General features: G+C 62.2%; 18 protein-coding genes and 1 pseudogene. 7 read left to right on the top strand and 12 right to left on the bottom strand.

Annotation, left to right across the window (positions count from 1 at the left end; genetic code table 11):
- Positions 1 to 3: 3 nt before the first annotated feature.
- From ACEWPM_RS09770 to ACEWPM_RS09755, 4 genes are read right to left on the bottom strand one after another with little or no spacing between them, the layout of a single operon-like run.
- Positions 4 to 615 carry an ABC-type transport auxiliary lipoprotein family protein gene (locus tag ACEWPM_RS09770; RefSeq protein WP_393962187.1) on the bottom strand — a complete coding sequence of 204 codons (612 nt, stop codon included), beginning with the start codon at positions 613 to 615 and terminating at the stop codon, positions 4 to 6.
- Positions 616 to 619: 4 nt separating this feature from the next.
- Positions 620 to 2,335, bottom strand: coding sequence for an MlaD family protein (locus ACEWPM_RS09765; RefSeq protein WP_393962188.1), 1,716 nt, complete (start codon positions 2,333 to 2,335; stop codon positions 620 to 622).
- On the bottom strand, positions 2,335 to 3,126 hold the full coding sequence (locus ACEWPM_RS09760; protein ID WP_393962189.1) for an ABC transporter ATP-binding protein: 792 nt from the start codon (positions 3,124 to 3,126) through the stop codon (positions 2,335 to 2,337). Before ACEWPM_RS09760 ends, ACEWPM_RS09765 begins: the two co-directional genes overlap by 1 nt.
- Positions 3,123 to 4,271, bottom strand: coding sequence for an ABC transporter permease (locus ACEWPM_RS09755; protein ID WP_393962190.1), 1,149 nt, complete (start codon positions 4,269 to 4,271; stop codon positions 3,123 to 3,125). The genes ACEWPM_RS09760 and ACEWPM_RS09755 overlap by 4 nt, the downstream gene beginning before the upstream one ends.
- Positions 4,272 to 4,564: 293 nt before the next feature.
- Here ACEWPM_RS09755 and ACEWPM_RS09750 point away from each other — a divergent pair, with 293 nt between their 5' ends.
- The gene (locus ACEWPM_RS09750; RefSeq protein WP_393962191.1) at positions 4,565 to 4,879 is read left to right on the top strand and encodes a TraR/DksA family transcriptional regulator; all 315 of its coding nucleotides are present in this window, start codon (positions 4,565 to 4,567) and stop codon (positions 4,877 to 4,879) included.
- A gap of 144 nt (positions 4,880 to 5,023) precedes the next feature.
- On the opposite strand, the gene ACEWPM_RS09745 is transcribed toward ACEWPM_RS09750, so the two are convergent.
- On the bottom strand, positions 5,024 to 5,917 hold the full coding sequence (locus ACEWPM_RS09745) for a LysR family transcriptional regulator (RefSeq protein WP_393962192.1): 894 nt from the start codon (positions 5,915 to 5,917) through the stop codon (positions 5,024 to 5,026).
- 81 nt (positions 5,918 to 5,998) lie between these two features.
- On the opposite strand from ACEWPM_RS09745, the gene ACEWPM_RS09740 reads away from it, so the two are divergent.
- From ACEWPM_RS09740 to ACEWPM_RS09720, 5 genes are all read left to right on the top strand, one after another.
- The gene (locus ACEWPM_RS09740) at positions 5,999 to 7,174 is read left to right on the top strand and encodes a CaiB/BaiF CoA transferase family protein (protein ID WP_393962193.1); all 1,176 of its coding nucleotides are present in this window, start codon (positions 5,999 to 6,001) and stop codon (positions 7,172 to 7,174) included.
- Entirely contained in the window at positions 7,171 to 8,307 is a 1,137-nt protein-coding gene (locus ACEWPM_RS09735) for an acyl-CoA dehydrogenase family protein (protein ID WP_393962194.1), read from the top strand. Before ACEWPM_RS09740 ends, ACEWPM_RS09735 begins: the two co-directional genes overlap by 4 nt.
- 79 nt (positions 8,308 to 8,386) lie before the next feature.
- The gene (locus ACEWPM_RS09730; RefSeq protein WP_393962195.1) at positions 8,387 to 9,472 is read left to right on the top strand and encodes a TRAP transporter substrate-binding protein; all 1,086 of its coding nucleotides are present in this window, start codon (positions 8,387 to 8,389) and stop codon (positions 9,470 to 9,472) included.
- Positions 9,473 to 9,532: 60 nt separating this feature from the next.
- Positions 9,533 to 10,030 carry a TRAP transporter small permease subunit gene (locus tag ACEWPM_RS09725; RefSeq protein WP_393962196.1) on the top strand — a complete coding sequence of 166 codons (498 nt, stop codon included), beginning with the start codon at positions 9,533 to 9,535 and terminating at the stop codon, positions 10,028 to 10,030.
- Positions 10,027 to 11,577, top strand: a complete 1,551-nt coding sequence (locus ACEWPM_RS09720) for a TRAP transporter large permease (RefSeq protein ID WP_393962197.1) — start codon at positions 10,027 to 10,029, stop codon at positions 11,575 to 11,577. The genes ACEWPM_RS09725 and ACEWPM_RS09720 overlap by 4 nt, the downstream gene beginning before the upstream one ends.
- Before the next feature lie 68 nt (positions 11,578 to 11,645).
- Here ACEWPM_RS09720 and ACEWPM_RS09715 read toward each other — a convergent pair whose 3' ends face one another.
- The 5 genes from ACEWPM_RS09715 to ACEWPM_RS09695 all read right to left on the bottom strand — a co-directional run bounded on the left by ACEWPM_RS09715 (position 11,646) and on the right by ACEWPM_RS09695 (position 16,608).
- Positions 11,646 to 12,767: a C45 family autoproteolytic acyltransferase/hydrolase gene (locus ACEWPM_RS09715; protein WP_393962198.1), complete on the bottom strand. Its 1,122-nt coding sequence runs from the start codon at positions 12,765 to 12,767 to the stop codon at positions 11,646 to 11,648.
- Positions 12,768 to 12,772: 5 nt separating this feature from the next.
- Positions 12,773 to 13,858 (bottom strand): extracellular catalytic domain type 1 short-chain-length polyhydroxyalkanoate depolymerase, encoded by a 1,086-nt coding sequence (locus tag ACEWPM_RS09710; RefSeq protein WP_393962199.1) that lies wholly within the window; start codon positions 13,856 to 13,858, stop codon positions 12,773 to 12,775.
- Between the two features lie 30 nt (positions 13,859 to 13,888).
- Positions 13,889 to 14,305 carry a CopG family transcriptional regulator gene (locus ACEWPM_RS09705; RefSeq protein ID WP_393962200.1) on the bottom strand — a complete coding sequence of 139 codons (417 nt, stop codon included), beginning with the start codon at positions 14,303 to 14,305 and terminating at the stop codon, positions 13,889 to 13,891.
- A 786-nt stretch (positions 14,306 to 15,091) separates the two neighbouring features.
- A complete protein-coding gene (locus tag ACEWPM_RS09700; RefSeq protein WP_393962201.1) occupies positions 15,092 to 16,198 on the bottom strand; it encodes a DegT/DnrJ/EryC1/StrS family aminotransferase in 1,107 nt (368 codons plus the stop codon).
- The gene (locus ACEWPM_RS09695) at positions 16,195 to 16,608 is read right to left on the bottom strand and encodes a sugar 3,4-ketoisomerase (RefSeq protein ID WP_393962202.1); all 414 of its coding nucleotides are present in this window, start codon (positions 16,606 to 16,608) and stop codon (positions 16,195 to 16,197) included. The genes ACEWPM_RS09700 and ACEWPM_RS09695 overlap by 4 nt, the downstream gene beginning before the upstream one ends.
- 141 nt (positions 16,609 to 16,749) lie before the next feature.
- Here ACEWPM_RS09695 and ACEWPM_RS09690 point away from each other — a divergent pair, with 141 nt between their 5' ends.
- Positions 16,750 to 17,187 (top strand): sulfotransferase, encoded by a 438-nt coding sequence (locus ACEWPM_RS09690; protein ID WP_393962203.1) that lies wholly within the window; start codon positions 16,750 to 16,752, stop codon positions 17,185 to 17,187.
- Here the strand turns inward: ACEWPM_RS09690 and ACEWPM_RS09685 are convergent.
- Positions 17,184 to 17,333 (bottom strand): annotated as a pseudogene (locus ACEWPM_RS09685) (transposase); the annotation flags it as partial. The gene ACEWPM_RS09690 and the pseudogene ACEWPM_RS09685 sit on opposite strands and share 4 nt — an antisense overlap.
- Positions 17,334 to 17,445: 112 nt before the next feature.
- Entirely contained in the window at positions 17,446 to 18,921 is a 1,476-nt protein-coding gene (tnpC, locus tag ACEWPM_RS09680; protein ID WP_420768019.1) for an IS66 family transposase, read from the bottom strand.
- Between the last annotated feature and the right edge of the window lie 55 nt (positions 18,922 to 18,976).

Below are 18,976 nucleotides of genomic sequence, written 5' to 3'. Positions count from 1 at the left end.
CTCTTACCCGGTGGCGGCCCAGTTCGCCATCTGGGGCAGGTGCGCGTCGAGAATGGCCTGGAACGCGGCGACGATGGCGGTTGGCGTATCATTGGCCGCGGCCACCTCGTTGCGGAAGACCGCCGTCTTGATCACGCTTTGATCCCTGTCGCGCAGCAATGTCAGGCTGATGTCGATCTTGGCTACTGCGGCCTCACCGGTGATCTCGACCTGAAAGGCGTCGATGCGCGGCAAAAGCGCCAGATCGGGCACGGGCCCGGCCTCGTTCGGGCCGACATATCCCATGCGTCCGGTGCCCGCGATCGAACGCACCAGCAGCGATTGCACCAGCGCGGGCAATTCATCGGACCAACGCGCATCAGGAAGGTAGGTGACCGCGGCCGCGCCCGGTTTCACCATGATCCGATCGCTTGTGATCGACGCGGGCGCATTGGGCAAGGCCACCAGCAGCGTGCGGCCTGATCTGCGGCCCGCAGTCGATCCGGCGGCGGGCGACAGATCATAGGTGTCCAGCGGCGTCGCCGCCGCGTTGAGCGACGACAGCGCACTGCAGCCGCCAAGGCTGGCAGCGGCGCCCAGCATTGCGGCGCGGCGGGTGAGGGTCAGCATTTGCATCTTGTCATCTCCGGTATTCGGGCACGCGTTCATCCAAAAGGAACCGTGCGGGGTCTCGTTCGATGCGGCGCACCAGTTTTTCAAGGGATTGGACCAGCACGCGGGCCTCGGCGCTGAGGCGCCCCAACTCGTTCAGGCCGTTGCCGGTGAAATTGCGAATGCCCGGCGCGGCGTCGGCGACCGTGGCCTGAACCTGCGCGACCACATCATCCGCGCGGCCGATCAGGGCGCGCAGATCCGTGGTGATCTGTGGCAGGTCGGTCGAAATCTGATCGGCGGCGCCGCCGATCTGCTCCGTCGCCGCGCGGATGTCCGACAGCACCGGGCCCAGATCGGTCGAGATCACCTCGTCGGCGCTGTCGAATGCCTTCTCCGCCGAGCCGAGCGCCCGATCCGCGGCGACCAGCGAGCCGTCGATGCTGGCCAGCGTGATGTTGGCCCGCTGGAAAAGATCCGTGGCGGCGTTGACCGCCGTGCGCGTGTCCTCCGCCAAGGGTGTCAGGCCATTGGTGAACTCGGTCAGATCGCGCGCCGCATTGTCCACCGCGACCGAGGCCGAGGATACGGCGCCGCGGATATCCTCCACAACGGCGGGCACGTCCTGATCTATGACCGTCTCGATTTTGGAGATCGCGCTTTGCGCACTGGCCAGAACCTCGCGCGCATCCGCCACCAACAGCGTGCCGTCACCCGCAACCAGCGTGTTGACGCTGTTCGAGGCGTCGGTCACGGCGGTGAAGGAGGTGCTGGCATCCGACAGCGTCTGCTCCAGCTCCTGCAGCCGCGCGTTCAAGAGGGCCGCCGTCTCATCGAACCCTTCCAGCGTGGTGACCGACCGCTCGGATATATCGCCGACCGCCTTGTTCAGCGCCTCGACCGTCTGCGAGATCTGCGTGGCGATCTGCGGCACCTGATCGCGCATGAGGGCCTCGGCCTCGGCAAAGGCGGCGCCCGCGCTGTCGATGGCGGTGCCGGTCGTGTCGATGGCCGCCTTGGCCGAGTCGAACGCGCCGGTGGCCGAGGTCAGTGTCTGGTCCGCATTGGCCAGCGTCGTCTCGGCCGCCGCGCCCAGCGTGTCGAGGCGCGCGCCGAATCCGGCAATCTGTTCGGTCGCATCCGCCACGGTCTTGGTGATGTCCGAAAAATCGCTGAGTGCCTGCTCCAGGCCACCGGACGCATCGCTGAGATTACTGAGTATGTTCTCTACATAAGCCTGGTTTTCGGGCCCCGCGATCTGCTGAAACTGTTTCAGCAGGTCGGTCGCTTCGGTAATCAGATCGGGCGCATCCTCGACCAGCTGCTGCACGGTCGAGCGGCGCGAGGGAATGATGGGCGGCGTTCCATCATCCGAGGTCAGCGGCGCTGCGTCGGCGCTCCGGTTTGTCAGCGAGATATAGGCAACCCCGGTCACACCGGACGTGCTGAGCTGCGCCACGGTATCCTCGCGCACCGGCGTCGTCGCGTCGATCTCGATCCCCACATAGACCTTGGACGGGTCAGGATCGTGGATATGCACGTCGATCACGCGGCCCACATTGATGCCGTTGAAGACCACGTCCCCCGCAGAATCCAGCCCCGACACATCGTCGAACAGGATGCCGTAGTAAGCGTATTGCCGGTCCAGCTGAACGCTCGACAGCCACACGGCGAATATCAGGCTGCCGATGATGCCCAGCAGCGTGAAGGCGCCGATCAGGATGTAATTCGCGCGGGTTTCCATCACTGAACCTTTTCGTCTTGTTCGGTTGCCAGGGCTGCCCGGGCGCGGGGGCCGTGAAAGTACTCGTGGACCCAAGGATGATCCACCTTCATCAACTCGGCCATGGTGCCGACCGCCAGCACCTTCTTCTCGGCCAGCACGGCGATACGGTCGCAGATCGCATGCAGCGAATCCAGATCATGTGTCACCAGAAAGACAGTCAGGCCCAGCGCAGCCTGCAATTTGCGGATCAAAGTGTCGAAGGCCGCCGCGCCGATCGGGTCAAGCCCCGCCGTCGGCTCGTCCAGAAACACGATTTCGGGGTCGAGCGCGATGGCGCGGGCAAAACCGGCCCGTTTGCGCATACCGCCCGACAGCTCGGACGGGAACTTGGTCTGCGCGACCTCCTCCAGTCCGACCATGCGCACCTTGATCCCGGCCAGTGTCTCGCGCAACGCGTCCGGCAGATCCAGCTGCTCGCGCATCGGAGCCTCGACGTTCTGGCGCACGGTCAGGGACGAGAAGAGTGCGCCGTCCTGAAACATCACGCCCCAGCGGCGGCGCAGTTGGCGATAATGCTCGGGCGACGTGCCTTCAACGCTCTGGCCAAACACCTCGATACTGCCGCCATCGGGCTTCAGAAGACCGACAATCTGCTGAAGCAGCACGGATTTGCCTGTACCCGAGCCACCGACGATGCCGATGATCTCGCCCCGGCGCACATCGAGGTCCAGCCCCTCATGCACTTTGTGGCTGCCAAAGCCCTTGGTCAGGCCGCGCACTTTTATGATCGGCTCCGCGTCGTTCATCATATTCCTATCAGCGCAAAAACCACCGAGAACATGGCGTCCGCCACGATCACCATGAAGATCGAAAGCACCACCGAGGTCGACGTCAGCCGTCCCAGCGATTCCGCATTGCCGCCCACCTTGAGACCCTCATAGCAGCCGATGATCCCGATGATCATGGCAAAGAAGGGCGCCTTGATCATGCCAACCAGAAAGTGCCAGACATCCGTGTTGCTGACCAGCCGAGCCTGAAAGACGGCGGGGGATACGCCCAGCTCGATCCAGGACATCATGGCGCCGCCCACCAATCCCGATATGTCCGAGATCAAACCGAGGACCGGCAGCATGAGAACCAGCGCCAGCACTCGTGGCACGACCAAAATGTCGATCGGATCAAGGCCGAGCGTACGCATGGCATCGACCTCCTCACGCATCTTCATCGACCCGATGGCAGCGGTATAGGCCGACCCCGACCGGCCAGCGACGATGATCGCGGTCAGCAGGATACCCAGCTCGCGCAGCACCGAAATGGCAATGAGGTCCACGACAAACACCTCGGCCCCGAACTGACGAAGCTGGACCGAGCCCTGAAATGCCAGCACCACACCGATCAGAAACGACATCAGCGCAACGATGGGAATGGCATTCCAGCCCACCTCCTGCATGTGATGCACCAGCGAGGTCAGCCGCAGGCGGCGCGGATGGATCACCATGCTGCCCAGCGCCGCGATGACTTGCCCCAGAAAGCCGGTCAATTCGACGGCAATCCGTGCACTGGCGGCTGTTTTCCGGCCCAATGACTCGATCCGGTCTGTTAGCGAGATGCGCCTCGCACTCCCGATATCTTCCGGCGGCATGTTGCGGCGGACAACCTCGATCAGTTGCTCCTGCATGTCGTCGGCGCCGAGAATGGACACCTCGGCCTTTCCGCCGGCCAAACGCCGCTGCGCATCCACGATATACCACGCGCCGGCAGTATCCATGTGGCTGACACGCGTGATATCAATGGCGCTCGCGCCCTGCCCCCCGCACTCCAGCGCCGCGACCGTGTCGATCAGCAGCCGACCGGACAGGATCAGGTGGCCCTCCTCCACCTTGGCGGTGGGCGCGGCATCTTCCGTCTGGCCGCCGGACTGTCCCAGAGGCATATCTTCGCTGTGCTGAACCATCGCTCGCCTCTACCCCGTCCGGATCTGCCTGCGGTCGTGATCGGGCCGCCACGATCCGCGCGATCCGGTCACGAGGCGTCGACCCTGCCGCGCAGAGGCCGTGTCCACAGAGGATCGAGTGAAACTACCATTCCGGGTCCGGGCCATCAACACTGCTGCGAGGTATCCTTTCCTGCACCCCCACCTATGCCTTGTCTTGGATAGATGGCGCAGCCGCCACCTTGATTGACTCAAATCAAGGCTGCATCCTTTACCGTGATGCATTCTCATCCAAATTCAAAGGAGAACGCAACATGGACATCGCAAAACGCGAAACGACCCTGCGGGAGCGGCGGGCAGAACTGACCAAGCATCTGGAGACGGTCGAGCACACACTTGACGAGGTCCAGCCGAAGGACTGGGAGGACCGTTCGTCCGAGCGGCAGGGTGATGAAGTGCTGGAGTCGCTTGGCCAGGCGGAGCTGGCGGAGGTCAGGCGGATCGATGCGGCGTTGGACCGGATCAAGGCCGGGACCTACGGAGTTTGCCAGTCGTGCGGCGAGGACATCTCGACTGCGCGGCTCGACCTGCTCCCGGCGACGCCCTTTTGCAAGAACTGTGCGACCTGACCGGATACGCGGTGTGATGAGTTGGGGATTACGAGGCATCGGATCAGGCAACGGCCCGGTAACGCGAAGCCGCTAGGAGAGTCCCCAAATTCGGTCCCGGCAGGTTGATGAGTTTGAAGCCTTCGGGCTGGGCAGCGTTTCGTCTCACCCTTCAAAAAAATTGGCGGCATAGCGGCAGAATGCCTGCGTAACGGCATCTGTCTGCAGCCGCTTTGATCTGACAAGGGCGATGCGGTGCGCGACCAGATCACCCGCAAGGGGCATTCGGATGATTGCGCCCCCATCATACGCGGTGCCGTGCGGAATATCCGTTGCCATCAACCCGACACCCATCCCGTTCGCCACCATAGACCGCAACATCTCGACCGACCCGGTCTCATAAGCGATCTGCGGGGTGACGCCGTGCATCTGGGCCAGCGTCAGAAAATAACCACGGCTTTGCGGCAGGCTCATCAAGATCAGCGGGTCGCAGAGCAATTCCGCAAGTGTGACTTCGTTTCGCCCGGCCAGGCGATGACCGGCGGGTAGCAGCCCGTAGGGCCGTACATTGGCAAGCGGCATGATGTGACATGTCGAGGGCAGGCCGAAATCATAGGTCAAGGCGACGTTGATCTGGCCACTTTCCAGCCAGTTGGAAAGCGCCTCGATATCTCCCTCATGGAGGCGTATCCGCGTGCCCGGATGGGCCTGTTCAAATCGACGCACCAAGGCCGGCGCATATCTGGGCCCCAGCGTTGAAAACACTCCCAGATCCATCACATCAGGCGTGGCATCGCCCACCACAAGCACCCGCTCTGCCCTCGCGCGCAGCTGCCTCAATTCGCCCAGCTTGAGGCGTCCGAACGCGGTCGGTAGCACGCCTTGCCCCGCAGCGCGGGCAAAAAGCGGGCGGCCCAGATGCGCCTCGACCTTGGCGATGGCCAGCGACACCGAAGGTTGCGAGACGCTGAGCAGGCGCGCGGCGGCGGCGGTGCTGCCGGTATCGGCGCTGGCGATCACATAGTCGATCTGGCGCAGGGTGATTGGTATAGGTTTCATTAATTCCCATATTTTCAGACTGTATTTCTAGTTATAGCTTCGCTCCCGATATCTTCCAGCCAGATTAACGGGAGAGGTATCATGCCACCCGGCACCACAGACAATTCCACCAAACCGCTTGCCGGTCTGCGCGTCCTCGATTTCACCCGGGTTCTGGCCGGACCCTATTGCACCGCGATGATGGCGGACCTCGGCGCGGAGGTGATCAAGATCGAGACCGCGCAAGGCGACGATTATCGCCATATCGGCCCGTTTCTGGATGGTGAAAGCCTGCTTTTCCAGACCGTGAACCGGGGCAAGCGGTCGATCGTTCTGGACCTCAAGACGGCGGAGGGCATCGCGACCGTTCGGGCGCTCCTGCGTGATACCGATGTTCTGGTCGAGAATTTCCGTCCCGGCGTTATGGACAAGCTGGGCCTTGGCCACGCCGCGCTGATGGCCGAAGATCCGGCGCTGGTCTATGTCTCGGTCTCTGGCTTCGGGCAGACGGGGCCGAACGCCAAAAAACCCGCCTATGACATCATCATTCAGGCGATGAGCGGCCTCATGGACGCAACGGGCGAGCCCGATGGCCAGCCGACCATGGTGGGCGAGGCGCTTGCCGATGTGGCGGGCGGGCTCTTTGCTGCCTGGGGCGCCATGGTCGCTCTTTTCGACCGCAGCCGCACGGGCAAGGGGCGGTATGTGGATGTGGGCCTTTTCGACGCGCTGACCTCGATGATGCCGGTCCTTGCCTGCCGGACGCTGATGGGCGGCGAGACGCCCACGCGCACGGGCAATCGCCATCCCCTGTCGGCGCCTTTCGGAACATATCTTGCGCAGGACGGCCATTTTGCCGTTGCCGTGCTGAATGACAGGCTTTTTGCGACCTTCTGCGACGTGATCGGCAAGCCGGAACTGGCCGGCGAGGCGCAATTCGCCAGCGATAGCTTGCGCCGCACGAACGAGCCTGCGCTGGCCGGGCATATCGAGGCATGGGCCGCCCTGCACCCCGCGTCCGAGATCGTCCAGCTTCTATCGGATGCGGGCATCCCCGCTGCCGAAATCCAGTCCGTCGCCGAGGCGTGGAATTCGCCGCAAGCGATGGATCGCGGTTTGGCCTCGGACGTGAATCATCCGCTGCTGGGCCGTCTGCGCGTGCCCGAACAGCCCATCCATTTCAGCGGCGCGGCACGCGCCGGCCGCCAAGCCGCACCAGCGTTAAACGCGGATGCGGCGGAGATCCTCGCCTCGCTCGCCACAGGAGATTTTGCATGACCTATCCCATGACCGACGACGAACGCGCCGTGATCGACCAGATCGAACGCTTTGCCGCCGAAAGGCTCGCCCCCGAGGCCGCGCGCCTCGACGAGGAATCGCTTTTTGCCACGCGGCACCTGCCCGCCATGGCCGAGATGGGCCTCATGGGCATGAACCTGCCTGAGGCCTATGGCGGCCTCGGCCTCTCCGGCCCCGCGCTCTATGCGGCGGTCGAGACCATTGCCGGTGCCTGCGGGTCCACCGCGTCGATGCTGACGGCGCATTTCCTGGCGACCGACGCGCTCCTGCTGGGCGCGGACGAGGCGATGCGCGCGCGCGTCCTGCCGGATGCGGCGGCGGGCAAAACATTGGGCGCGTTCGCGTTGACCGAACCGCAGGCAGGCTCGAACCCTGCCGACATGTCCACCTTCGCGCACCGCGAGGGGGATGGCTATCGCATCAAAGGCTCCAAATGCTTCATCTCCAATGCGGGGGCGGCGGATTTCATGGTGGTCTTTGCCAAGACCGACAGGCAGGCGGGCGCACGCGGCGTCAGCGCGTTCCTCGCCGAGCCGAAGATGACGAAAGGTATCGAGATCGCGCCGAATGAGCGGACGATGGGCCTCAAGGGCGGGCATGTCTTTGGTATCTCGCTGGATTGTCACGTGCCGGGCGAAAACCTCCTCGGCCCCGAGGGAAGCGGGTTCAAGACCGCTATGAAAGTGCTCGACAATGGCCGGATCGAGGTGGCCGCGCAGGCCACCGGCATCGCCGCTGCCGCCCAGAAAGCGGCAATTTCCTACGCCAGGGAGCGCAAGGTGGGCGGTCACCCAATCGCGGATTTCCAAGGTTTGCAATGGATGCTGGCCGACAACGCGACCGAACTGGCCGCCGCGCGCGCTCTGGCAATGCAGGCTGCGGTCAAGCGCGGCTCGGGAGAGCGGTATTCGACGGAATCGGCCTTTGCCAAGCTCTATGCATCGGAGGCGGCTTGGCGCATTGCCGACCGCGCGCTGCAGATCCACGGCGGATATGGCTATACTCGTGATTTCCCTTTGGAGCGCTACCTGCGCGATTTGCGTATTTTCCGCATCTACGAGGGATCATCGGAAATTCAGCGGACGATCATCGCGCGGGGATTGCTGGCCTGACGATTACATGCCTAGATCAAAGATCAAGTCCGACACAGTCATAAACCGGGCCAGACAGCCAACCAACAAGGAGAGACCCATGCAAAGACGTAAGTTCCTTCAGGCCAGCGCAGTAGGCGCCGCCGCAACGGCGCTGGCAAGCCCGGCAATCGCGCAGGACAAGCGCCAGTGGAAAATGGTCACCGCATGGCCGAAAAATCTGCCCGGGCCGGGTGTGGCGGCGCAGAACTTGGCCGACCGCATCACCGCGCTGTCGGGCGGGCGGATCGAGGTCAAGCTTTATGCCGCAGGCGAATTGGTGCCAGGGCCGGGCGTTTTCGACGCGGTCAGCGAAGGCACGGCCGAGCTTTATCACGCTGTACCCGCCTATTGGGGGTCCAAATCCAAGGGCATTCTTCTGTTCGGCTCGCAGCCCTTCGGCCTGCGCGCGGACGAGCAATTCGGCTGGCTGGCGCATGGCGGCGGTCAGGCGCTTTATGACGAGATGTATGGCCGCTTTGGCATCAAGCCGTTCCTGTGCGGCAATTCCGGCCCGCAATGGGGCGGATGGTTCCGCGAGGAATTGAATTCGGCCGAAGACCTCAAGGGCATGAAGTTCCGCACCACGGGCCTCGCGTCCGAGATGATGACCAAACTGGGCGTCGCCGCTGAGGCGATGAGCGGGCCGGCCATGTTCCAGGCGCTGCAGACCGGCGCGCTGGATGCGGGCGAATTCATCGGCCCCTGGACTGATTCCGCGCTCGGTTTCTACCAGGTGGCCAAGAATTACTACTGGCCCGGCGTAGGCGAGCCGTCCTCGGCCGAGGAATGCGGCGTCAACAGCGCGGCCTATGACGAGCTGCCCGAAGACCTGAAACAGGCGGTCGGTTTTGCGTGCGAGAGCCTCTACAACCCGGTCTGGACGGAATACACGACGAAGCACGCGCTGTCGCTGAAATCGCTGGTCGAGGAGCAGGGTGTGATGGTCAAGATGTTCCCCGAGGATGTCATCACCGCGATGGGCAACGCCGCCAAGGAAGTGATCGACGAGCTGCGCCAGAACGATGACGAGCTGGTCCAGCGCATCACCGAGAGCTTTGTCGCCTATCGCGACAGCGTCGGCGGCTATATGACCTATGCCGATAACGGCCAGATGAACGCCCGCGCGGGCCTTTTCGGCTATTGATCCGATAGCGGTGCGCGGGGAAATCCGCGCACCGCTACGGCCACGAAAACAGGGGCGCACATGATCCGTATCGCAGCCGCGATCAACAGTCTGAATTCCGGCGTTGCGCATGTGGTGCGCTGGCTCGCGCTTTTCATGGTGCTGATCCAGTTCGCCATCGTGGTCGGGCGCTATGTCTTTGGCGTCAACTCCATCGCCGCACAGGAAAGCGTCCTGTACCTGCACGCCACGCTCTTCATGCTGGGCGCGGGCTATACGCTGCTGGTGGACAAGCATGTGCGCGTCGACGTGTTCTTTGCCAATCTCAGCGCCGCGGGCCAGCGGCGGATCGACATCTTCGGCCATCTCTTCCTGCTGCTGCCCTCCATGGCCGCCCTCCTCTACTGGTCGTGGCCGTCGGTCCGTAATTCGTGGAAGATCCTTGAGGGGCCCATTTCCGTTGGCGGGATCGAGGCGGTGTTTCTGCTCAAGACGCTGATCCCCCTCTTCTGCATTCTGGTGATGCTTCAGTCAGTTGCGCTCCTGATCCGTCTTTTGGCCCCGAAAGCGCGGCAATGACCGAATATCTCGACCTGATCATGTTCGCGGCGCTGATGGTCGCCATCCTGTCGGGCTTTCCGGTGTCCTTCAGCATCGCGGGAGTCGGGATCGCCTTTGCCTATCTGGGCTGGATGCTGGGCGTCATGGATATCTCGCTGCTGGGGTCGATGGGGCAGCGGGTGTTCGGGCTGATCAGCAATCAGGTGCTGATCGCCATTCCGCTGTTCGTGCTGATGGGCGCGCTGCTGGAGAAAAGCCGCATCGCCGAGGAATTGCTGGATACGATGGGGCGTCTTTTCGGCCAGCTGCGCGGCGGACTTGGCATCTCTGTCGTGCTGGTCGGCGCGCTATTGGCGGCCTCGACCGGCATCGTCGGGGCAACCGTTGTGGCGATGGGCATGATCGCACTGCCCACGATGCTGCGGTCCGGGTATGATCCGCGCGTGGCCAGCGGGATCGTCTGCACCGCAGGCACGCTGGGCCAGATCATTCCGCCTTCGACGCTGCTGATCATCCTTGCCGACGTCATGTCGAACGCCTTTCAACAGGCGCAATACGAGCAGGGCAAGTTCTCGGTCGAGGCCCTGTCAGTGGGGCAGTTCTTTGCTGCCGCAATCGTGCCGGGGCTGGTGCTGGTGTGTCTTTACCTCGTCTATATCGTGGTGCGCGGCGTGTTGCGCCCGCAGGACATGCCGCCCGTCGCGCTTGATCAGCCAAGACCGGACCGCGCCGAGGTCATCGGCGCGATCATCCCGCCGATCCTGCTGATTTTCGCCGTTCTGGGTGCCATCCTCGGCGGTATCGCCACCCCGACCGAGGCGGCCTCGGTGGGCGCCATCGGCGCGCTGCTGATGGCTGGCATACGGCTGGGCGTCAGCGCCAAGCTCATCATGCTGGGCACCGCCGCGCTGGTCGCGCTGGGCATATTCGCCGGGCTGTTCCCGGTGCGGCTGCAGCGCAGCGATCTGGAGACCGCTTCGTATATCGCGGGCGGATTTTACGTGGTTCTGGCCATCACCGGTGGCATCGCCATCGCCCTTGCCCTCCGCTCGGCGCTGCGCAAGGATGTGGTGCAGGAGGCGGTCAATTCGACGCTCACCATGACGTCGATGATCTTTGCCACGATCCTTGCGGCTGGGATCTTCTCGCTGGTGTTCATCGGGCTGGGTGGCGAGGACCGGGTGGCGCATCTGCTGCTCAGCATGCCGGGCGGGCCGACCGGCGCACTGGTCTTCAGCATGGTGTTCATCTTCGTGCTCGGGTTCTTCCTCGATTTCGTCGAGATCTCGGTCATTCTGCTGCCGCTGGTCGTGCCGCCGCTGATCGTGATGGGTCATGATCCTATCTGGCTGGGCATCCTCATCGCGATCAACCTTCAAACCAGCTTTCTGACGCCGCCCTTCGGATTTTCGCTGTTCTACCTGCGCGGCGCGGCACCGAAGGAGGTGACCACCGGCCATATCTACGCGGGCGTTATCCCTTTCATCGGCTTGCAGGCGTTGGGAGTTCTGCTGATCTGGTTCGTCCCGTCCTTGGCCACATGGCTGCCAGCGTTTGTTTTCTAACGGGGGGCGGGCCGCAGCACGCCCCCGCTCAGACGGATTTTGCCCCTGCCCTTGAGGACCCCAGCCGCTCAGGTAGCGGTCGTGCCGCACAGATAGGCTGCAATCGGGCGTCCGTTGCCAGCGGCGTAGTCCCGTCCAACCTGCATCCAATCCACTTGCGCAGCTAGAGACCAGTCTATTTCGGCGCCCCACTCATGGCTCAGATCCGGAGGAGCGGAGCCAGACGCAAAATCAATGGTGCTCTGGCCCTCTTCGAACCGCCCAAGGCTCTGGTGCCAGTCCTCGTCCGGCCAGATCAGGCGAAGGGACCGCGCATCAGGGTCATACTCAGCAGTAAAGAGCGTGCCGAACCCTTCAGCGAAACGGTCCTGCCTCAGGGGGGCACTGGTGAAGGCGATATGCAAGTCCCGCGCGCTGGATGGAAGCGCCTTCAGATGCGTGTGCCGCTCATAGGTGCGGGTGAAAGGGGCCTGATCCGGCAAGGACGCATCGCTTTGATGGTTGGTCGCGATGGCATGCGGCATCCGCTTGGCCCCGCCGCCGGGGGCCAATTCCACGCTGGCCGTCGCGCCCGATGCATCCGCCAGAACGATATTATAGGCCATGTGCGATGGAACCCGGTCCAGCACCGCCAGCGCCTCATCGACGCTTTCGCATACTTCCAGCACGTAGCGCAGAATGGTCGTGACGCCAAAGCCCGCGCCGGTTTCGGGCCGTCCACCATAAGCCAATGCGATGCTAAGCCCGGCATCGTTGATGCCATCAGACAGCCCCCAGAGAAACTCCACCATGCCCATGACCGGCCTGCCGGTCCACTCGCTGCGCAAAAGCAGACCCTCGTTCAGATCCGGCGACAGATCGTAATTGCGCAACAGGCGCACGTCATTGCCGTCCGACATCGCCGCGAGTGAGCAGCCTCCAAGGTAGCGCGGCGGGCACCAGGTGGAGAGGAATCGCGCGGCGCGATCCCCGCCGCCCGCTATCGCCACAAGCTGATCGTAGACCGGCAACAATTCCGGCATGTATCGCCCCAGCGCGGATCGGCAGGCGCGCCTGTCCGGCCCGGCATCGCCTCCGTGGGCGACGAACCAGGCCTCATAGGCGGGCCATGAGCGAAGCCAGCGCTTGTGCCACTTCTCGGCGGGGGCCTTCTCGCTGATGGCGTCGAAGGTCAATGTCATCGGTGTCATGTCAATCAATCCTTGGTGTCAAAGAAGAAGCGAACCATTTCCGCACTCGCGTCGGGGCCGCGTCGGTCAGTGTAAGAGCCGCCGGGCTGCCCGCCCGACCAGGCGTGGCCGAGGCCGTCGATCACCCAGTGCTCCAGATGGTTGCGCCCGTCCGGCCCGATGCTGGTCGTCACGGAATAGGCCCGGCCTGATGCGCTGCCGTTGTGCGTCGTCTGCACGATCTGAGACGGTCCGGCCCGCTCGTCGGCATCTCGAATTATGGCCGCGCCGTTGGCAGGCTGAACCGTGCTGTCGGCGCTGCCGTGAAAAGCGATCGTGCGGGTGTGCGCGGCGTTGCGCGTAACGTGCTGATGCTGCCCCTGCCCCGCCATCGCGGCAAAGGCGGATGCGACATCCTTCGCGGCCCCATAGGGCAGACCCGAATGTGCCCCCACGGCCGCAAAGACATCCGGGTGGGTCTGCCCGAGGATCACTGCCATCGCGGCCCCTGCTGACAGTCCGGCGACAAAGATGCGCGTCGGCGGGACGTCATGGTCGGACATCGCCTTGCGGGCGATACCGGCCAGTATCTCAGGCTCGCCCCGGTCGCGGCGCTGATCATTGGGGCTGAACCAGTTCCAGCAGGTCTGCGCGTTCGCGCCACGTGACTGCTCGGGGTAGATCACGATGAACCCACCCAGGTCGGCAAGCGCGTTCATGCCGGTGCCGATCGCGAAATCCTCGGGCGTCTGCGTGCAGCCATGCAGCATCATCACGATGCCCGAGACGCCCGCCTCGGCTAAGGCGGGCACGTAAGTGCGATAGGCGCGGCTACCGCTCCTGCCCTGATGCGTTGCCAAGAGGAACTCTGCACCCTCCGGAATCAGCAGGCTCTGCGGCGACGCGCCGGTGCCCAGGTCCAGCCCAGCCTTGGGCAGCACGTTCTGCAAAAGGCCCGTCAGGCCCTGTGCGCCGTGCTGCGTCGGGCTGCCCGAGGGCACGAGCCCGTGCCTCGCAAGAGTGCGCTGCACCAAATCCTGAGCCGCGGCACGCCGCTCCAGGCGTGCAGCATCGTTCACCGGGCGCCCTGCGCCGGCGTTGAAATCGAACATGTCTTTATCCTTGTCTAAGGTTGGTTTGGCTCAGAGGATGCGGTCTGCGAGCGCCTTCTTGATTTCAGGGGACGCCTGCAAAGCGCCCAGAACGGTGATCGACCCGATGGTTTGCAGCGCCAGATCCGGCGTCACGTCGGGACCGATACGGGCCAGGCCCACAACCTTGACATGCAGCACCTCACCGGCGTCGCGCAAAGCCTCCAAATCAGCCTTGGTATAGTCGCGCAGGCCCAGCTCCATTGTATGGCGCTCGACAGACTTGCTCACGATCTCGGCGTGACTGTTCAGCTGATTGCGGATCGCGGTGCGAATGAAGTCGCTGCGATTGGAGTAGAACCCCTCCTGTACCAGCAGGTCGATCCGCCCCAGATCGACATAGCCGAGATTGATGGTGATTTTCTCGCTATCGGGGATCTTGTCCCGCAGCTGTCTGACATTGCTCATATGATTTCTCCATCCATATGGATGGTATATGGATGTTTTTCGTAAAGAGCAACACCTGTAATGTTCATGTGCACGTTTAGCTGGTCAGAAAGTGGCCTCCACTCGTCTTCCCGGCTGCTGGCTCAGGTCGGAAGAAAGAACAACCCTTGCTCGGAAGAACGCAGAGGCAGGACAGTCATGAGACCGCATGGTCAGGCCTTTCCTGGCTCACGGCAGCATCTTTGAGGCAAGGTCACCGCAAGTCGTTCCCGGATGGTCGACAGGACTAGAGAAAAACACGTATCAGGTCGCTCGGACTGAGAGTCAGATCAATCAGGAAAGCCATGCGCACCACAGACGCTGAATCAGTGATCTCGCGGCGACCGTGCCGGATGAGGACGTCTCCGGCCGCGCCAGAGAGGAGCTGCACAGCCTGACCGACTTTGCCGTTGTAGATTGGGACGGCGTCAAACGGTACTACCTACTGGAACTGCGTGGTAAGCTGTTGGAACTTCTGGAAACGACAAAGCCCGCCGAAGGGCTGGGCTTGGCTGGTTGCGAGAGTTCGCTAAAGTTGGTTGCGGGAAGGTGCATTGACCTAGAGCGAACAACGGGGGTGCTTCACCTATGTAGAGGAGAGCGGTGACTACGACACAGGAGGTGTTGTCGCTAAAAAAAACTCTCGGTGATTTGGGTGCCGATCATCGCACGCCATGCTGGATCTGGTCACAACACGTTCCCTTTGCATCTCAAGCGCATTATCTCACAGCCACGGCTCCGGGACGACGCTTGTGGACTTTTCCAAGCCTACAAATCAATCAGGATTTTGTTTACGGCGGAAATGACCTGGAAGCTCTGCCGCTCGCTTAGGTGCGGCCCAATGGGTAAGCTCAGAACTTCACGGGCCAATTGGGTTGCCAAGGGAAGCTCCTGGTCTGAAAGTGCCTGACTTGCATAGGCGTTTTGCGCATGTGGCGGGATGGGATAGTGAATCTGCGTCTGAACACCCATATCGGCCAACCGTTGGGCCAATGCATCACGACGCGGATGGCGGATGACGAACAGATGCCACGCTGAGGTCGCGCCAAGGGCGATCTGAGGCAAGATGAGATCTGGTCCCGTTAGCCCGTCAAGATAGGTTTCAGCAACTTTGGCGCGGCGGCAGTTCCATTCTTCCAGGGCTTCCAGCTTGACCGCCAGAAAGGCGGCCTGCACCGGGTCCAAGCGGCTGTTCAGGCCTGCATAATCGTTCCGATATTTCTCTCGCGAGCCATAGTTACGCAGCATTCTCAGTCGATCAGCCAAGGCATGATTGTTGGTGGTGATCCCGCCAGCATCGCCGACGGCGCCGAGGTTCTTGCCAGGATAGAAGCTCCAACAGGCCATGTCGCCATGGCCGCCGATGCGCTGGCCGTTCCAAGCGGCGCCATGCGCCTGCGCTGCGTCCTCTATAACACTGAGTTTCAATTCCGTCGCTGCAGCGCAGATCGCTGTCATGTCGGCAGGTTGGCCGTACAAATGTACGGGAATCACGGCCTTCACTCCGGGCTGCATGGCGGCGCGGATGCCTTCAGCGGTTATGTTGTGGGTGGCCCGATCGGGTTCGACCGGGACTGGGATGGCGCCACATTGGCTGACTGCCAACCAAGTTGCCACATAGGTATTCGATGGCACAAGAACCTTGTCGTCCGGACCGATCTCGAGGGCCATCAGGGCAAGACGCAAGGCGTCCAGCCCATTGGCAACCCCTATTGCATGGCTAACACCGCAATACCGGGCAAAAGCCCCTTCAAAGGCTTCGACCTCGGGGCCGAGGATGTACCAGCCCGATCGCAGCGCCCGCAACATCGCCGGCTCGGCCCGCCCAGCCAGTTCGTCATAGGCAGCCTTCAGGTCAAGAAATGGAACTCTCATCTCGGGGTCTTTGCTGCGGCTACGAACTGATCATAATCGTGAATGTAATCGCTTTCGTCATAGGTGGTTGAGGCCAGCACCATGCAGACCGCCCCGGAGGAAAAATTGTCCAGATACCGCCACATCATCGGGCAAATGTAGACCCCGAAGTAGGAACGATTCAGGTGAAATCGATTCTTGTTCACGCCATCATCGAGCACCACGTCAAAGCTGCCGGACATGGCGATCATAAACTGGTGCAGCCCCTTATGCGCATGCGCCCCACGATCCGATCCGCCCGGCACATCGTAGAGGTAATAGACCCGTTTGATGTCAAATGGGATGTGGTTCATCCCCTCGATAAAGGTCAGGTTGCCGCGAGCATCCTCGATTTTGGGCAGGTCAATGAAACGGCAATCTTTGAGAGGCATTCGGGAAGGTGTCTCCGGTCGCTGTCGGTGGCCCCAGATCACTTAGCTCAGTGCGTGAGGCGCGTATGATATTCTTGTTATGCCTCAGTGTTTCAAATAATGCCATTGGAAGTCATTGGGTAAGTGACATTTCGCTTGGAGATGTCGCATCTTCTCGATCCATCCCGAGGGTCAAGGGTGCGCAGCCATCGCAAGATCATTTTCGTCGGGGGCGTTCATCGCTCGGGGACAACCCTCTTGCAGCGGATCATGGGAATCCACTCCGAGATCTTTGCCGGACGCGAACTCGATTTCAGGAAAGACATCGTCGCCCTGCGCAAGCGTCTGCTGACCGGGTACACGCAGACTGAATTGACCCAGCCGATCACGGCGAGCAACCTTGGCCCCTACAAGACGATGCTGTCGGACATGGAGATCGCCTTGATTGAACGCTATGCGTTGCGGCATCCCGTGGTCGCGCGATATTGTCTGGGCGACGCCTCACCCTCCTTTTCAGAATTTCTGGCGATGGTTTGGGAACGGCTGAAAGCCGCAAGTATCGTCCAGAAGCTCCGCGCCAAGCGAAAAGCTGGCGCATAACGCGGCTTCGGTGCCACACCATTGCGGCGCGCCACGACCGAGATGCTGGCGGTCTCGTCCAGTGTCTCCTCGACGATCCGCAGCTTCTCGGACGACGTCCAGCGACGCCTGCGGACGCCATCAGTGATGATTTCATACTCAGACATAAGCACGTATTCAGGGCTATCCCTAAGCCTCCATGGTTATGCCTGACTGTCCGGTCAAAAAGGGGGCCAGTTCAGTAAGCGTTGTAAGCGGTCGCGAGACAGCACTGTCGGTTCAGCTTGACGTCCTGAAGTTCCACGGCAGCAGATCGTCGATGCGGCTTTGCGGATGGTCTTGGGCAATGGCTGTGAGGGTTGCTTTGAGATATGCGAATGGTTCGACGCCGTTGATCTTGCAGGTCTCAATCAGTGAGGCGATGCCGCCCTCGTCGTGACCTGCGAAGAGCGCATTTTTCCGATTTAGAGTGATAGGGCGGATCAGGTTTTCGACGCAGTTGTTGTCGATCTCGACGCGGCCATCGGTCAGGAAAGTCTGCAGCCCCTCCCAGTGATTGTGGATATAAGTCAGCTTTTCGCCCAATCGGGATTTGGAAGAGATCTTGCGGCGCTCAGCCTGCAGCCATTCATTGAATGCTGCGACCAGCGGGGCACTGCGAGCCTGACGGGCAGACAATCGCTGGCCGGGGGAGATACCACGAATGTCAGCTTCGACGGTATAGATTTCGGCAATGCCGCGCAGGCCTTCGGCGGCGATTTCTGAGCCATCGCGGTCGAAGACTTCCTTCAGCTTGCGGCGCGCGTGCGCCCAGCAATGGGCCACCCGAATGGGGGCACCGCCCTTGCGCGTGGGTTTAGTCAACCGATTATAGCCCTGATAGCCGTCGATCTGAAGGATGCCGTCGAAGCCTGTCAGGCAGGTTTCGGCATTCGCGCCCGCCCGACCGGGGGCATAGAAGTAAACCACACCGGGCGGATCTTCACCGCCCCATGGTCGGTCATCGCGGGCCAGTGCCCAGAGATATCCTGTCTTGGTTTTGCCGCGCCCCGGATCCAGCACCGGGGCTGTGGTTTCGCCCATGAACAGTTTGTCGGATCGTTTCAGGTGTTCGGCCAGTCGGTCGACGACGGGCTTGAGGTGGAAGGCCGCCTTGCCGACCCAGTCCGCCCGCACAGCGCGGTGCAGATCAAGACCCGCCCGCGCCAGGATCTGGCTTTGGCGGTATAATGGCAGATGATCCGCATACTTGCTGACCAGCACATGGGCGATGGTGGCCTCGGTCGGCAGGGCACCCATGATCCGGTGCGATGGTGCGGGAGCCTGGGTCACGCCGTCGGTGCAGGTCCGGCAGGCGTATTTCGGGCGCACGGTGACAATGACGCGCAACTGCGCGGGCACGATGTCCAGCCGCTCACTGCGGTCTTCACCGATCTTGTGCATGATACCGCAGCCACAAGGGCAGATCAGACTGTCAGGCTCGATAACCTCTTCGATGCGCGGCAACGCGGCCGGGAGATTGCCAATCGTGCGCTTTGGCGCAGGCTTGGTTGTCGTCTTGTCACCTGTCTTGGCGGCCAGATGCTCCTTCTGCACCTCGACTTCAGCCAGTGCGATGGACAGATCCTCAAATGCCAGCTGCCGCTCATCCTCGGTCAGCTTTTCCGACCGTTTGCCGTGCAGGGCATGGTTCAGTTCGGCGATCAGATGCTCTTGGCGCTGAGTGATTTCCGTGAGCGCCGCTACCTTTTCCATCAACGTCAAAACCGCCGCACGCTGCGCGGCAGGGATGGTGGATAGGTCAATGGCG

This window comes from Roseovarius maritimus (assembly GCF_043355895.2).
Classification (GTDB): domain Bacteria; phylum Pseudomonadota; class Alphaproteobacteria; order Rhodobacterales; family Rhodobacteraceae; genus Roseovarius; species Roseovarius maritimus.
This window is presented reverse-complemented; position numbering and strand designations above follow the sequence as displayed.